The following is a 16,152-nucleotide window of genomic DNA, read 5'->3' as shown; positions in this document are numbered from 1 at the left end:
GACACCTACTGGTAAATACTATGTGTCCATTTTGACTGAATACGAAAAAGAGATCGTACAAAAAGAAGTAGAAACAGTTGTTGGATTAGACTTTGCGATGAATCAATTATACGTCAGTTCTGAGGATGAGAGAGCCAATTATCCTAAGTTCTATCGTGAAATGTTAGACCGATTAGCAAAGGCTCAACGAATATTATCAAGACGTACAAAAGGTTCAGGGCGTTGGAATAAACAACGTATCCGTGTAGCTAAGCTGCATGAAAAAGTAGCAAACCAACGTAAGAACTTCCTTCATCGTAAGTCTAAAGAGTTAGCTACTCATTTTGATGTTGTAGCTATTGAAGATCTAAATATGAAGGGAATATCGCAAGCACTTCATTTTGGAAAAAGCGTCGCTGATAATGCTTGGGGTATGTTCACTTCTTTCTTAGCTTATAAACTAAATGAACAAGGCAAACAGCTTGTGAAAATAGACAGATGGTTTCCTTCCACAAAAACATGTAGCAGTTGTGGAAATGTGAAAAATATGTCATTGTCTGAGCGAGTTTATTCTTGTATATGCGGTGTAAATATCGATAGAGATTATAACGCAGCTATCAATATCAAAAATGAAGCAATACGCCTATTGGTGTTAGCATAGATAGCAATAAAATAACCCTTGGAACAAGGGAGTTAGCTCGACTGTCTTAGGACGAATTCGTTAGCTACCAAAAGTAACGACTAACCGAGAAGCCCCCATTTCAAACAGTCCGTTAGGACGTTAAGTGGCGGGTAGTTCACTTAAGGAGACATACTAAAATGCAACGACACAAAAATATTTATCTATTAATTATTTTATGCACGGTATTATGTATAATAACTCTAGTCCATAAAGGTGAAAATAATAGCGTTAAAAATACAACATATGAGATGGATAAACTTGTTAAAATCGATGAAAAAAAACTATCTTCTAAAGAGAATAATCCTTTAGAAGTCCCTTTGATTTTACAAAATCCAGAATTAGAACGTGGATGCGAAGTTACAAGTTTAGCAATGCTTTTAAATTTTAACGGTCTATCCGTTGATAAATTAGAGTTAGCTGAAAATATTAAATATGTACCTTTTCAAAACAATGGATTTATGGGAAATATGGACGAAGGATTTGTTGGAGATATGTATGACATAGATATGCCTGGTTTAGGTGTGCATATTAAGCCGATTTTAGAGTTAGCCAAATTATACATATCAGAGAATTGTATTATAGACTTAACCGGAAGTAATCCTGAGGATTTATATAAAGCAATTGATAAAGAACACCCTGTTTGGATTTTAACAAACGCGAGCTTTCGCAAACTACCTGATTATGAATTTCGTACTTGGAAAACAAATATGGGTGAGAGACAGGTTACATACCGTCAACATAGTGTTTTACTAACTGGATACACCGATCAATATGTATACATTAATGATCCATTAGATACGGAAAAAAATAAAAGAATTGATAAGAAGGATTTTGAAGAAGCATGGGTTCAATTAGGCAGACAAGCCCTAACTATCATTCCTTAAAAAAACACAGAGCTATAAGATTTGAGATAAACTTCAAATTACTAATCTCTCATTATATAATTATTATATAATAATCCCTAGTTTACACAAGAATCACTAACGTTATTTAATTATATAAAATTAAAGGACACACCTATACCATTGGAGTGGTACCTAAGGTGTGTCCCTCGCATAAATCAAAAATATAAGATAAAATAATTTGAAATTTATTTTTTAAGTTTGATTATAAGGCATGTGATATTTTGCGGCTCAAAAAATCCATACCTTATCAATTAAACCGATTGGTAACACATATTCCCTTTTTTGTGATTTACTCATATATAATGATTTTAAGAATTCACATAATTAAAATACTTACTAATTTGTAATAACTCCTCTTTTATATTCTGAGAAAGGGGTCTTTTGTCAGAAACTGATAAGTCTTCTAATAGCTAACTGATTTTTTATTATTATTTTCTTATTTCCAACAGAGGCCATGAGCCCTAAACTTTCAAACTTATTCAATTTACGACTAATAGTCTCTCTTGTTACCCCCGCATAATTTGCCAATTCCTCTCGTGTCAATGGCAAGTTAATAAGTATTCCATCCTCTGTACTTTTGCCATATTTATCACAAAACTCCAATAGTATATGAGCAATTCTAACTTCAGGATTGTTTGTCGCTAAATTTTGCACTAAATTCTCTATCTTAGCTAAACGTTTTGTGACAACTTTTAACAACTTTAATGCAATACTTGGATTTCGTTCCATTATATAATCCATATTTTCTTTTTTTAGCATACAGATATGAGTATCTTCTATAGCATACGCACTAAAATTACTTTTTTCATCATAATTAAATATATTTAATTCACAAAAGGATTCACCACTTGTTAGTATATGCAATATTTGCTCTTTCCCTTGAAGAGTTAATGTACCTAGCTTTACTTGTCCACTATTAATAATAAATAATGTATCTGATTTATCTCCCTCAAGAATTAATGGCTGACCCTTTTTAAACTTCCTATGTTTTGTCATTGAAGCTATATTACTAATTTCCTCTTCGGAAAGGGTCTTAAAAATTAGTACTTTTCTTGGGCAAAGCTCTCTTGATTTTTTATGATTATCGTCCATATTTTCTCACCTTACTTTAACTATAGAATTAAAAATATACTGATATCCAAGGTTATTATAGACATTTTTATCAAATATTGCAGTGACCCAAATCACAACTATATGTTTATGAAGACAGTGATATACACTATCTTCATAAACATATTTTGAATATGGCATAGAAAAATAAGGCCCTGAGGAGAAAGGGTGGCGCCAGGGCCATATAGAGTGTACCGAGAATGGCTGAATCGGTATAAGTATCTGCTACATAATTATTATAGAATTTTTTAAAGAATATTTCTGTGACCAGAATCACATTCAAAAATATAAAAAACAATGAGAATACTGTGCAGTATTCTCATTGTTTTTTCCTTCTTATTCATCTAGTGGTGCAAAATGATTTTTATCTTCTCCACACACAGGACAAACCCAGTCCTCTGGTAAATCTTCGAAACTTGTTCCTGGTTCTATATCCTCATCTGGATCCCCTACCTCTGGGTTATAAATATATCCACATGGTAAACAAATGTATTTTTTCATGATTTCCTCTCCTTTTTGTACAGCTTTATATTTTTTATTTTAACTTGCTCATTATTTCACTTATGTTTGTATTTAATAAATCTATTCCTTCTAACGACACATGCTTTTCAATCGCAGATTTGTAAGGAATAGATGCAGCAACTCCTTCTAATGAAATCACACCGACTATTTTATTATCCTTAATAAATAACCTTGTATACTTCTCCTTACCGTCTTCTTCAACAATTGTTGTATCACATTGCTCTTCATTAACAACTCCAATTGAAAATAAAGATACATTGAATGCGTTAAAAATAGTGGTTGGAATTTCTTTTTTATAAATGGCAGTTTTAGAGACCATATTACTACCTGCTACTCTTCCTTGTTCCAAGGCAGTCCCCCATAAGCCTTCAATTTCATTATTTACTTCTGCAACATCTCCCGCAGCGTATACGGAGTCTATATTTGTTCTCATCTTCTCATCCACAACAATACCTCTATTTAATTTAATAGCAGTATCATGTACAAGTTTAGTGTTCGGAGTAACGCCAATTGAGTAAACAATACTATCACAATTAATTTGAGAATTGTCGTTCATCTTTATGCCAGTTACGGATTCTTTCCCGAGAATAGAATCAATAGAAGTATTTAAATACACCTTTACTCCTTCCTTTTCAATTTTTCGTTTCAAGAGAAGCGAAGATTTTGTATCTAATTGTCTTCTCATTAATAAAGGAGCTACTTCTACAATGGATACCTTTTTACCAGCTTTCAGAATAGACCATGCTGTTTCTAACCCTTGTACACCCCCACCAATGGTCACAACACTTTCTTTGTCCTCTAAATGACCTTTAAGCTCATCTACTTCTTTCATGTCCCTAATAGTAAAAATATTTTTTTTATTAATTCCATTTATCTCTAATCTTCTATTATTCGCTCCTGTACAAATTAATAGTTTATGATAAGAAAATACCGCTTCATTGGATGTAACAATAAATTGCTCTTCTGTATTAATTTTTACCACCTTTGTATTTATAAAAACTGATATGTGATTATCTTGATACCACTTTTTCTTTTTAATTAACACTTTTTCACTGTGTAAATCTGAATACAGATCCTTTGATAATTTAATTCTTTTATAAGGTAGTAATGGCTCTTCACCAAAAATAAATATATTTGATCCTTTATCATACTCTCTAATAGTTTTAGCGGCATTTACAGCAGCTACACCACTCCCAATAATAACAAAATTCTTTTCCATGTTTTCACCTCCATTTTTCTATTAAATAGAACTCAATAATAAATCTGTAACAAATGTTGTTGCATGTTGAATTTTCTTTACTTTCCCCTCATCTTTTGGAGAGAATCTAATCCGAATAGGAAATTCAACATGAGTCATACCTGTAGATTGGATAACTTTTGATGTGCTTTGTACATTCATATTTGTTTCATTGAGGTAATCTTGTATCACTTCAATTGCCTCTCCACTCCAACCATATGAACCGAATGAAGCTGCAATTTTCCCTTCTAGGTTCATTTCTGTCATTTCTTTTAAAATGTCTTCTAAATTACCAATCATATCTGCATATCTAGTTGAAGATCCTATAAAGACTGCATCTGCTTCTTGGATACTCTTTAAAACCTCTAATTTTTTTGATTTATCAGCGTTAAATACTGTTACATGAATATTATCTGCTTCTAAAGTTTCTTTAATAATATTTGCCACTTTTTTTGTATTATTTTTAATTGTTGTATATACAATTGTTACTTTCTTATCTTGATTCGTATCTCTACTCATATCCGCATATAATTTAATATACTTCTGTATATCCTGACGTAAAATGTAGCCATGAGATGGTGCAATCATTTGTAAATCCAAACCTTTTAGAGCTTCTATTAATGTTCTTACATATCTTCTATGTGGATGGATAATGGCATTATAATAACCAATAAAGTCTTCCGTAATATCTACATTCGCTTTATCACTGAAAATCTCGTCATTTGCTATATGAGTACTAAAAATATCACAAGGAAATAAAATTTTATCCTCTACACAGTAGGTAATCATTGTTTCTTCAGTATGAAGATATGGCGTTTCTTTAAATTTCAATGTTTTTCCACCAATATCTAATGTATCACCGTCTTTTACTACTAAAAACTTTCGATTATGCAGTTTATACATCTCTTGTATTTCTGGTACTGCAATTTCTGTACATACAATCGTTGCATTAGTAGCTCTTGATGCTAATGCTGCCAATCCCCCTGAATGGTCGGGTTCTGTATGATTCACTACGATATACTGAATTTCTTGTGGATCAATTAATTTACTTAATGATTCTACAAATTCTCTTCCAAACTCTATATCAACTGTATCAATCACTGTTGGTTTTTCCGTTTTTAGCAAGTACGCGTTATAAGTTGTTCCTTTTGCTAAGATTAAACGGTGAAATGGAACTTCTCTATTATCAACTTTTCCTACCCAATATATATCTTTAGTTAACTGAATTTCTTTGCCCATATAACTCAATTCCTCCTCAATCAGATTCGATTTACCACTGAATTATATAAACTTTTTTATAATTAAAAGAGGACTAGAATCACATTTTAAAAAAATTAATAAAAAAACACCTGAGTAACAGCTTTCTACTCAGGTGTTTTTAAAATTTATTTTGTTGCTACAATTACTAATGCCGGACCATCAAGTGAATATATTTTTTTATCAAAATTAGAGTAAGTTTCTACTGACTCAAATCCACAATCTATTAATATGGGAAGTAATTGTTTTTTTGTAATTGGATATAACTCTATACTATTTGAGAATTCTTCATCACTTGTATTTAATGTTACAGTAAATAGTACCTTTTTTCTCACGATTGCATAATCTCGTTTGAATGAGAAATGTTCTTTCGTAATTACTGGAAATATGAAATTTTTTTGATTTAATACTTTTTCATAGTTTACAATTTGAACTATGAACTTTCCATTTTTCTTAAGTTTTTTAAAAGAACGTTGAATGAAATCAGTAATTTCCTGTACATTGTCCAAATGAACCAACGTATTTCCAATACAATAAATACCATCAAATATCCCAGGCACATCGTCTATTTGCTGCATTCTAAGTGTATTTACAAAAAGTCTTCCCTTATGGGTTATAGCCTTCTCAGAAATTTTATCAGCCATTTTCTTCTCTGGTTCCATCGCAGTTACAATCATTCCTTTTTCAACTAATGCATTAGCCACATTCCCTGTTGCCGCACCTACATCAATTACGGAGTCCCCCTCTTGTAAATATGAAGCAATAAAATTCAATTGTTTTTCATTTTCTGGAAAAATTCCATCATAATACGGCATTAATTTTTGGTAAAAAGTCATTATTTATACATTCCTTTCTACATCCAGGATTGGAGAAAATATTAATACAACAATTAATCCAAACGAATTAATATATGAATATAATATAAACAATATGAATCATTATTAGTCTTTACGAGACAAAATATTTAAATACTATTATTGTTGTAATAAAAACGTAAATAGCATTTATACTCTCTAAAATCCCCACTTTTAAGATTGAAATATTTCTTCCATACAGTACTATAGACCGTATCAAACTTGGGATAAAAATAATGGTAATCGTTGGTGATAAAATAAGCGTAACAATCACAAGTAATAAATGGTACCACCATGACAGAATGCGATACGTTGGATTCTTTTTTTCACGTATCATTGTTTTTACATAAAACGTACTTCCTATAAAATATAAAAATGTTATAGTCGCTATTATCAATATATTTTTATCGACTGTTTTCATTGTGAAGTAATAACTTATAATGCCCCCTATACAAAACAAAAGAATTGCACATACATCATTTAATAAGGCTCGTTCATTTTTTTTGCTAGAAAAATAAATGTTTATACAAAAAAACGGGAGCATAATAATAGAAAAGTAAACTATACGCCATTCATAACTAAGAGCAATAGCTGTACATATACAAGCCTCACCAAAGTAAAGAAAAAAATAATATAAATAATACTTCTTTCGCGGCTGTTTTACATACATTAATAAGGGATATGTAGCTAAATACACAAAAAACCACGCTAAAAAAAGAGGTATATGATACCATGTCCATTTACCAGTTAAAATACCTAAAACAAATGGAATAAGCAGCATTCCCCAGGCTCCATGCTGCTTTGGAATAATTAACTTCATTCTTCCACACCTCACATTTAATTTTTTATCAAAATGTTACGTAAGAATGATAATAAGTAGCATATATATCATTAAATTTATAGATAAAAAACTTTACCAGTGAGAGAATCCCCCCACTGGTAATCATACTCCACCAATTTAGGGAATACCCATCCCAAATAGTAAAATATAATGAATTTCTCATACTCACTCTTCTCTTATAAGATAAACTATGTTTTTAAAAAATACTGTGAGTGAAATCACTGCATTTTATTTTTATACCTTTTATTTCATAAAATAAAACATTGTTCAGTGTGTTTTTACTCTCTATTGATATCCTCACTCTTTGAATCTAAAACAAAAGAATTTTTATCTATAAATAATTGAATCATTCTATATCTTTTTATTTTTTATGAGCAAGGTAATACGATAAACTTCTAGATTTAATCTCTTCTAAACAGAAAAGATTACATACTTCATTTATTAGTACCATTGCAGAAAAGAACTGTATATAGTATTATTTATCGATGTTAGATACTACATATTGAGATGGAGTGAATTTGATGAACAACTCAGACAATGTAAAACAGCAAAAAAATACTTTATGGACAACTTTTGATAAAATTATAAACAGTAACGATCAAGACTTAATGCAAGAAAATGCAAATGTTGATGGTCGATCTCCAATGGGAATGATGGGAACATTTGCATCAGAGAGCGCAAAACTTTATGTAAGGGAACATTTGCTTTCTAAACAAGTAAAAGAAGCTATTAATCAAAATATTTTATACCCACACGATTTAGATTTTTATGCAACAGGAACAACCACGTGTTCACAAATCCCTTTAGCACAATTGCTGAAAAAAGGGTTCCACACTGGACACGGCCATATGAGACAACCACAAGATATTAAAAGTGCATTAGCACTCTCGTCTATTATTCTTCAAGCTAATCAAAATATGCAGCATGGTGGGCAATCTCTTGCCATGTTTGATATAGATTTAGCACCCTATGTGAGGAAAACATTTGAAAAAAACAAGAAAAAGTTAAAAGACTATCCACTAACAAAGGAAGAAATTGAAGTGTTTGCATGGAGAGAAACAGAAAACGATACATATCAAGCATGTGAAGCATTTATTCATAATTCCAATAGTATGCATAGCCGTGGTGGTGGACAAGTTCCGTTTATTTCAATTAATTACGGAACGGACACATCAAAGGAAGGAAGACTATTAATTAAACAATTACTACAGGCAACACAAGCGGGATTAGGAAAAAGCGAAACGCCTATTTTCCCGATTCAAATTTTTAAGTTAAAAAAAGGTGTAAATTTTGAAGAAAAAGATCCAAATTATGATTTATTTGAACTTGCATTAGAAACAACAGCGAAGCGATTGTTCCCTAACTTTTCATTTTTAGATGCGCCATTTAATGCAGCGTATTATAATGGGCACCCAGAAAGTGAAGTATGTTATATGGGTTGTCGTACTCGTGTGATGTCTAATATTCATGGTGAGGAGACAGCAATTGGCAGAGGAAATCTATCATTTACCTCTATTAATCTAGTAAAATTGGCTTTAATAAATGATTCAAAAGAGGGATTTTTCAAATCGTTAAATCATTATATCAAACTTGGCATTCGTCAATTGCTAGAAAGATATTCATATCAATGTACAAAAAAGGCAAGAGATTTTCAATTCCTATATTCACAAGGGATTTGGCGCAATGGAGAAAAACTACAACCAGAAGACTCAGTTACTGAGATTTTAAAGCAAGGAACATTGAGTCTTGGTTTTATTGGACTTGCGGAATGCCTGGTTGCCCTAACAGGAAAACACCATGGGGAAGATACAGATTCATGGCGACTTGGAAAAGAAATTGTTACCTTTATGAGAAAAAAGATGGACCAAGCAACAAAAGATCATTGCTTGAATTTTACCTTAATTGCAACTCCTGCCGAGGGACTATCAGGGAAGTTCATCAAAAAGGATCGTGCTGATTTTGGAACTATTACAGGTGTAACCGATCATGATTACTATACAAATTCATTTCATATTCCAGTTTATTATCCTATTCAAGCAATTAATAAAATACGTTTAGAAGGACCGTTTCATGCTCTTTGCAACGGTGGTCATATTACGTATATTGAACTAGATGGGGCGGCAGCGCATAATCAAATGGCTTTAAAACAGATTGTTCAAGCAATGGCACAGTATGAAGTAGGATATGGTTCAATTAATCACCCAGTGGATCGTTGTAAATGTTGTGACTATAATGGAGTGATTGAAAATGAGTGCCCTAGCTGTGGAAATATAGAAGATCATCATATTGAAAGAATTCGCCGTATTACTGGATATCTTGTAGGGGACATGTCAAAATGGAACAATGCAAAGCGTAGTGAAGAAGCAGATCGTGTGAAACATAAATGAAGGTAATGAATATTATTCATGATAGTGTAGTAGATGGTGAAGGATTACGGACAGTTGTGTTTTTTGCCGGTTGTCCGCATCATTGTTTAGGTTGCCATAACCCCAAATCATGGAATCTTTATAATGGTACCGAGATGAGTGTGAAAGAAATTATAAAAGAAATATCCACAAATCCTCTAACTGATGTAACATTTTCAGGTGGTGACCCATTTTTTCAAGCTATCGAGGTCAAAGAAGTTGCAAAGGCTGTAAAAAGTTTAAACAAAAATCTTTGGATTTACACTGGCTATACACTAGAAGAGATACAAAACTCACAAAACAAAGATATGATTGAGCTGTTACATTATGGAGATGTTTTAGTTGATGGAAGATTTGAAATCCAAAAAAGAGATTTGACTCTTCCATTTCGCGGAAGCTCAAATCAACGTATTATACGCCTAAAATAAGTATAATTCCCTTGCTTTTCTTCGATTATTAGTCATCACTAATCCAATATTTATGAGCAGAAAGTATCTGCTCATAAATATTGGAAATATACAATAAGAAAATTTATAAAAACAGGTTATAAAAAAGGGACATGCTCAATTCTTACACTTTTTTTGCAATGCTTTTGGAACATATACACAAAAAGGTTCGCTTTCCATGTAATCCCCCGTCATCGCAAATGCTCTAGAACGAGATCCCCCACAAACATATCGAAACTCACAAACACCGCATTTTCCTTTATAATTATCTGGATTACGAAGGCTTTGAAAAACAGGAGAATTTCGATAAATTTCAGCTATCGGTTTTGATTTAATATTCCCGGTTTTAATTGGCAATAGCCCACTTGGGTATACATCTCCAATATGAGAAATAAATACAACGCCATTTCCATCATTCACTCCTTTTGGAGCGCGTCCAAATCCATTAATTCCGTCCATCATCCCTTCCATCAGTACATCTCTATATTGAATAATTTGATCAATTTTTTTAATTCCTTTCATTTTTTCTTGAAGAACAACGCGTCTATAGTGCTGAGCAGCTGTGGTTTTTATATCAAAAGAAACAGTTTTACTAAGCTGATATAGCCAGCGGAACACTCTTTCATGTTGAATTGGTGAAATCATATCTTTCTCTTTACCACGTCCTGTTGGGACTAAGAAAAATACACTCCACAACACACAACCTAATTCTTCTACTAAATTTGCCATATCTTTAAGTACACTCAAATTATAATTAGAAACAACTGTATTAATTTGAATAGGGATTTTTAATTCATTTAAATGATGAATTGCATCCATTGTTAATTTAAATGACCCCTCTGTTCCTCTAAAATGATCGTGTACTTCAGCTGTTGGTCCATCTATACTAAATGCCCATCTAGAAATCCCAACATCTTTTGCTTTTTTAATCGCTTCTTTAGTAACCTTTGGAGTAGCACTGGGTGTCATGGAAACCCGAATACCTTTCTTCACCGCGTATTCAGCAATATCATATATATCCGAACGCATTAATGGATCCCCACCAGTAAAAACCAGCATCGGATTATCCATTTCATATATATCATCAATTAGTTTTTTTCCTTCTTCTAATGTTAACTCAAAAGGATCACGATAATGCTGAGCTTCAGCACGACAATGTAGACATTTTAATTCACATGCTCTTGTTAACTCCCATATTACAATAAATGGGTTTTTATTATAATCACGATTTATCAAAAAGAAAACCTCCCATCAACTTACATACTATATTGTAAAATTATATGTGCATTTATGTTGTGAAATTTATCACGCATAAGTTTTTAGCATTTAAAAATCCCTCACCAAAATAAATGAAATTAAGATAAAAAAGCACTCTCCTATTTATAGGTGAGTGCTTTTTATTTTAAAAATATCTTAAATATTTATATTTTATTTCTTTTTTATATAAATTTGATTTACTTATTATTTCTATTAGATTTCATCAAATCATATATTAATAAATCCAATTCTCTACTATAACAAATTACCTTTTCATGAGTGAATCCATAATGCTTAACAAGCGATATTAATTCCTCTTTTTTTCAATTACTTGATTTAATTTCTTATAGTTAGACATAGTTTTTGTACACTCCCGTCTTACCTACATACAGGTCATCTAGGCAGCATTTTTGTTAGATGTTCTATTTAGAACACAGCTGTTTATAATATTTATTTCCCCTTAAAACCCATATACAATATATTTACAAATATCAAATACAAAATCTATGAACTAAAAAAGTTATACCTACTTAACTTATTACACACCTTTATATGCTTGTTTATATACTTCTTTTAATTCTGAAATCAATGGAAGTTTCGGATTTGCTGGTGTACATTGATCTTCAAATGCTCTTTCCGATAAAACATCCACAACATTTTCAAATGCTTCTTGTTTTACTCCTTGTCCTGCAATACTCATATTAATATTCAATTCTTTTCCAAGGCTGATAATTGCTTGTACAAGAGATTCTACCCCTTCTTCTACTGTACTTGCTGGCAGCCCCAATGTTCTTGCAATATATGCATAACGTTCATCTGCCACAAAATGCTCATATTTTGGGAACAATGCATGTTTTCTCGGCTTAATTGCATTATAGCGAATTACATGCGGCATTAAGATTGCGTTAGCGCGTCCATGTGGAATGTGAAATTCTGGTCCAAGCTTATGCGCCAAACTATGATTAATACCAAGAAATGCATTTGCAAAAGCCATACCTGCAATTGCAGAAGCATTATGCATTTTCTCACGTGCTTCTTCATCATTTCCATTTTTATATGCTCTCGGTAAATATTTAAATACTAGATCAATGGCTTTTAAGGCCAATCCATCTGTATAGTCATTTGCCATAATAGACACGTATGCTTCAATTGCATGTGTTAACACATCCATTCCAGTGTCTGCTGTTACATGAGGTGGCACTGTCATTACAAACTGTGGATCAATAATCGCTACATCTGGTGTTAATTCATAATCAGCAAGTGGATATTTTATATTATTTTTTTTATCTGTAATAACCGCGAATGGTGTCACTTCTGACCCTGTTCCTGATGTTGTTGGAATCGCAACAAATTGTGCTTTTTGCCCTAGTGTTGGAAATTTACATGTACGTTTTCTAATATCTAAAAACTTTTGTTTGATTCCAAAGAATTTTGTTTCTGGATATTCATAAAATAGCCACATTCCTTTTGCTGCATCCATTGCTGAACCTCCGCCCAATGCAATAATTACATCAGGTTTGAAGCTTCTCATCATCTCAGCACCCTTGAATACTGTTTCATCTGATGGATCTGGTTCTACCTCTGAGAAAACACCTACTTTTACATCATTTAAATGCTGTTGTAAGTAATGTGTAACTGTATCCACATATCCCAGTTCTACCATTCCTGGATCCGTTACAATGAATGCTCGTGAAATGTTTGGCATCTTAGCTAAATATTGTGTCGCATGTTTTTCAAAAAAAACCTTAGGTGGTAATTTGAACCATTGCATATTATTTTTTCTATTCGCCAAACGCTTTACATTTATTAAATGTGTAGCTGTTACGTTTTGAGAAACAGAATTTTTACCGTATGATCCACAACCTAATGTTAAAGATGGAATAAATGCGTTATATATATCACCAATCCCACCTTGTGCTGACGGTGAATTTACAATAAGGCGACAAGCTTTCATTCTTAAACCAAATTGTTTTTGTACTTCTTTATTTGTAGAATGAATAACCGCTGAATGCCCTAAGCCACCTAAATTTAACATTTCTTCACAGTATTTAAATCCTTCTTCTTGTGAATTTGCTTTGATACAAGCTAATACTGGGCTCAATTTTTCACGTGATAGTGGATATTCTGCACCCACTCCCTTAATTTCAGCTACAAGTATTTTTGTATCTTCTGGTACCTTAATGCCTACTAATGATGCAATATAATGTGCTGATTTCCCAACGATATCACTATTTACTGCACATGTATTTTCATTAATAACAAGCTTCTCTAATTTTATTCTCTCTTCTTCGGTAACAAAATAACAATTGTTGTCTTGCATTTCTTTTTTTACACTATTATAGATTTCTTTATCTACAATGATTGCTTGTTCAGAAGCACAAATCATACCATTATCAAATGTTTTTGATAAAATTAAATCATTTACAGCTCGTTTTACATGTGCTGATTTCTCTAAATAACAAGGTACATTCCCAGGTCCTACCCCTAAGGCCGGTTTCCCTGTAGAATATGCTGATTTCACCATTCCAGCACCCCCGGTTGCAAGAACAAGTGCAACCCCCTCATGGTTCATTAATCTTTTTGTTGCCTCAACAGAAGGTTTTTCGATCCATTGAATGCAATTCTCCGGTGCCCCTGCCTTAATTGCAGCATCTCTTAAAATTTTAGCCGCTGCAACAGAGCATTGCTGAGCAGATGGATGAAAAGCGAAAATAATTGGATTCCGTGTTTTCATTGCAATAATTGCTTTAAACATAGTTGTTGATGTAGGATTCGTTACTGGTGTCACACCAGCAACTACACCTACTGGTTCGGCAATTTCGATGACTTCTTCATGTGGATCTTCATGAATAATTCCTACAGTCTTATCTTTTTTTATGCTATGCCAAATATATTCAGTCGCAAATATGTTCTTTGTACATTTATCCTCATACACACCTCGACCAGTTTCCTCAACCGCCATTTTTGCTAATGGCATATGTTGATCTAATCCAGATAGTGCCATTTCATGAACAATATGATCTACTTGCTCTTGCGTATAAGATTCTAGTGCTTTTAGTGCTTCTTTTCCATTTTCAACTAAAGTATTAACAACTTCTTGTACATCATTTTCATCTTTAATTACTACGTTGACCATTGCTTGTACTTCTTTTTCATCTGTCTTGTTTGTCATATTAAAGCCTCCAGATCACTATAAAAGTAGATTTAAAATGTTGGAACTTATTGTTTTCATCTTGCCTATTAAGTAAAAGCTTAAATCATGTGAAGTATTTCACAAATGATAATATGAAATTTTCAACTACTCCTACTATACATGAAATGACTATTTTTTATTGTGTATTTTTTGTGAAGTATTTCACAAATATTTATAATAATTCTAATCAATAATTACTTATTTACACCATCAATATATACAATTACATTCTCAGTTGTATTATTTCTCAATTCAATGTACACCTCAGCATTAAAATACAATATTTGTTGATGCCTTAATATCTCAATTTCATTATCAATTATAACCATTGTTTCACCGAAAACTGCATACATACATATATCCTTGTTCAAATATTTTGGTATGACAACATTACCTGACGGATTAATGAAAAAAAATGATGGAAATGTATTTTCAGTTTTATTAATAATTGTTTTGAATACCTCATCATTTAATCCCATAGGTGTTACATTTTTTAGTTGCATAAATATCACTCCTATTCATGTATAAAAAATTTAATAAAGTATAATAAATTTATACTTTATTTTTACAAACTTATAGCGAGGATCTCGACTTTGCCTATAAGTTTATAACTATTAATTTTCTAAAGCAACAGTAATTCATCTTCTTGTAAAGGACTATTAATTTGTTATAGTATGTAAATCTCTTTGTTGTGATAACTCTACTAAAGAAGACATTTAACACTTATATGTAATTTATCTAGTAGTATTTTATGTGTATAGTAGTTAGAACTTTTTATTAATAAATTTTGAAAACATTAGTATATATAATATAAATTATTTTTTTATTTAAAAATATTTTGTTTGTCCCCATCCTCTCTAAAATATTCCCCCTTTTCTTAAAATCTTATATAAATATATATCTTATATATATTAAAAATATAAAGATAAAACTTTTATAGGTTCATAAAATATAGAATAAAGCCTGCTATGACAATGTTTTTAACATGCCCTACTGTAAAAAATCATAAATGGTATGTAATGGGAGTGTGAAAATAGACTTTGTTGTATCATCCTTTCTACATAAAATCATAAAATAATACCACTATACCTACATAAAAAATGAAGAAAAATAATTCAGTAATGAGTATATTTATTCATTCGTAAATAAGAAGACATTCTCGATATTTGTCCCCAATTTGTAGTCTTTTGTACACAATCTATACACAATGATCATTATTTAATCCACTTAATTCAGTTATTCATATTTAATCACATAAAACTTGATGAATTTTAGTAGATTTACTTATAGAACCCTTATATAGCAACAATAGTATGATATTTTTATTCACAAATGATACTTTTTATAAACATATCCACTAAAAATTTAATTTTTCTTATGATTTTATGTAGAGTAAAATCTCTATTTATATAGGTATTGGATGCCTTTTCAAGTTACTATTGTGGAAATTAACAATGATGAATA

The 16,152-nt window shown here is 31.6% G+C and carries 13 protein-coding genes and 1 pseudogene; 4 read left to right on the top strand and 10 right to left on the bottom strand.

What is annotated here, in order from left to right; translation table 11 throughout:
- Together ACTJJY_RS28690 and ACTJJY_RS28685 are read left to right on the top strand one after the other, a co-directional pair.
- The coding region (locus ACTJJY_RS28690; protein ID WP_440607170.1) for an RNA-guided endonuclease InsQ/TnpB family protein at positions 1–640 on the top strand (640 nt) is incomplete at its 5' end.
- Positions 641–798: 158 nt separating this feature from the next.
- The gene (locus ACTJJY_RS28685) at positions 799–1,545 is read left to right on the top strand and encodes a C39 family peptidase (protein WP_097862100.1); all 747 of its coding nucleotides are present in this window, start codon (positions 799–801) and stop codon (positions 1,543–1,545) included.
- A 405-nt stretch (positions 1,546–1,950) separates the two neighbouring features.
- Here ACTJJY_RS28685 and ACTJJY_RS28680 read toward each other — a convergent pair whose 3' ends face one another.
- The 6 genes from ACTJJY_RS28680 to ACTJJY_RS28655 form a co-directional block, all read right to left on the bottom strand.
- Positions 1,951–2,658, bottom strand: coding sequence for a Crp/Fnr family transcriptional regulator (locus ACTJJY_RS28680; protein ID WP_440607169.1), 708 nt, complete (start codon positions 2,656–2,658; stop codon positions 1,951–1,953).
- A gap of 354 nt (positions 2,659–3,012) precedes the next feature.
- Positions 3,013–3,177 carry a rubredoxin gene (gene rd, locus ACTJJY_RS28675; RefSeq protein WP_000759867.1) on the bottom strand — a complete coding sequence of 55 codons (165 nt, stop codon included), beginning with the start codon at positions 3,175–3,177 and terminating at the stop codon, positions 3,013–3,015.
- Positions 3,178–3,211: 34 nt separating this feature from the next.
- Positions 3,212–4,417, bottom strand: a complete 1,206-nt coding sequence (locus ACTJJY_RS28670) for an NAD(P)/FAD-dependent oxidoreductase (RefSeq protein ID WP_440607168.1) — start codon at positions 4,415–4,417, stop codon at positions 3,212–3,214.
- A gap of 21 nt (positions 4,418–4,438) precedes the next feature.
- On the bottom strand, positions 4,439–5,674 hold the full coding sequence (locus ACTJJY_RS28665; RefSeq protein ID WP_377827145.1) for an FprA family A-type flavoprotein: 1,236 nt from the start codon (positions 5,672–5,674) through the stop codon (positions 4,439–4,441).
- A gap of 146 nt (positions 5,675–5,820) precedes the next feature.
- A complete protein-coding gene (locus ACTJJY_RS28660; RefSeq protein WP_440607167.1) occupies positions 5,821–6,528 on the bottom strand; it encodes a class I SAM-dependent methyltransferase in 708 nt (235 codons plus the stop codon).
- 112 nt (positions 6,529–6,640) lie between these two features.
- Positions 6,641–7,366: a YwiC-like family protein gene (locus ACTJJY_RS28655; protein ID WP_000766863.1), complete on the bottom strand. Its 726-nt coding sequence runs from the start codon at positions 7,364–7,366 to the stop codon at positions 6,641–6,643.
- 542 nt (positions 7,367–7,908) lie between these two features.
- Here ACTJJY_RS28655 and ACTJJY_RS28650 point away from each other — a divergent pair.
- On the top strand, positions 7,909–9,774 hold the full coding sequence (locus ACTJJY_RS28650) for an anaerobic ribonucleoside triphosphate reductase (protein WP_259593099.1): 1,866 nt from the start codon (positions 7,909–7,911) through the stop codon (positions 9,772–9,774).
- The gene (nrdG, locus tag ACTJJY_RS28645) at positions 9,771–10,220 is read left to right on the top strand and encodes an anaerobic ribonucleoside-triphosphate reductase activating protein (protein WP_000867052.1); all 450 of its coding nucleotides are present in this window, start codon (positions 9,771–9,773) and stop codon (positions 10,218–10,220) included. The genes ACTJJY_RS28650 and nrdG overlap by 4 nt, the downstream gene beginning before the upstream one ends.
- Before the next feature lie 135 nt (positions 10,221–10,355).
- Here nrdG and ACTJJY_RS28640 read toward each other — a convergent pair whose 3' ends face one another.
- From ACTJJY_RS28640 to ACTJJY_RS28625, 4 genes and pseudogenes are all read right to left on the bottom strand, one after another.
- On the bottom strand, positions 10,356–11,474 hold the full coding sequence (locus ACTJJY_RS28640; RefSeq protein WP_440607166.1) for a TIGR04053 family radical SAM/SPASM domain-containing protein: 1,119 nt from the start codon (positions 11,472–11,474) through the stop codon (positions 10,356–10,358).
- Positions 11,475–11,692: 218 nt separating this feature from the next.
- Positions 11,693–11,853, bottom strand: a pseudogene (locus ACTJJY_RS28635) (Spo0E family sporulation regulatory protein-aspartic acid phosphatase).
- A gap of 180 nt (positions 11,854–12,033) precedes the next feature.
- On the bottom strand, positions 12,034–14,631 hold the full coding sequence (gene adhE, locus ACTJJY_RS28630; RefSeq protein ID WP_098277394.1) for a bifunctional acetaldehyde-CoA/alcohol dehydrogenase: 2,598 nt from the start codon (positions 14,629–14,631) through the stop codon (positions 12,034–12,036).
- 251 nt (positions 14,632–14,882) lie between these two features.
- Positions 14,883–15,191 (bottom strand): hypothetical protein, encoded by a 309-nt coding sequence (locus tag ACTJJY_RS28625; protein WP_001176240.1) that lies wholly within the window; start codon positions 15,189–15,191, stop codon positions 14,883–14,885.
- Positions 15,192–16,152 lie beyond the last annotated feature (961 nt).

It is taken from the genome of Bacillus sp. 22475 (genome assembly GCF_052044835.1).
GTDB classification, from domain to species: Bacteria; Bacillota; Bacilli; order Bacillales; family Bacillaceae_G; genus Bacillus_A; species Bacillus_A cereus.
Note: the sequence above shows the minus strand (reverse complement) of the source record. Positions and strands in the feature narration are given on the sequence as shown.

Coding starts and splice junctions, on each gene's coding strand:
- ACTJJY_RS28660 (WP_440607167.1), bottom strand. CDS start 6,528: ATGACTTTTTACCAAAAATTAATGCCGTATTATGATGGAATTTTTCCA.
- ACTJJY_RS28680 (WP_440607169.1), bottom strand. CDS start 2,658: ATGGACGATAATCATAAAAAATCAAGAGAGCTTTGCCCAAGAAAAGTA.
- nrdG (WP_000867052.1), top strand. CDS start 9,771: ATGAAGGTAATGAATATTATTCATGATAGTGTAGTAGATGGTGAAGGA.
- ACTJJY_RS28650 (WP_259593099.1), top strand. CDS start 7,909: ATGAACAACTCAGACAATGTAAAACAGCAAAAAAATACTTTATGGACA.
- ACTJJY_RS28665 (WP_377827145.1), bottom strand. CDS start 5,674: ATGGGCAAAGAAATTCAGTTAACTAAAGATATATATTGGGTAGGAAAA.
- ACTJJY_RS28685 (WP_097862100.1), top strand. CDS start 799: ATGCAACGACACAAAAATATTTATCTATTAATTATTTTATGCACGGTA.
- ACTJJY_RS28655 (WP_000766863.1), bottom strand. CDS start 7,366: ATGAAGTTAATTATTCCAAAGCAGCATGGAGCCTGGGGAATGCTGCTT.
- rd (WP_000759867.1), bottom strand. CDS start 3,177: ATGAAAAAATACATTTGTTTACCATGTGGATATATTTATAACCCAGAG.
- adhE (WP_098277394.1), bottom strand. CDS start 14,631: ATGGTCAACGTAGTAATTAAAGATGAAAATGATGTACAAGAAGTTGTT.
- ACTJJY_RS28670 (WP_440607168.1), bottom strand. CDS start 4,417: ATGGAAAAGAATTTTGTTATTATTGGGAGTGGTGTAGCTGCTGTAAAT.
- ACTJJY_RS28625 (WP_001176240.1), bottom strand. CDS start 15,191: ATGCAACTAAAAAATGTAACACCTATGGGATTAAATGATGAGGTATTC.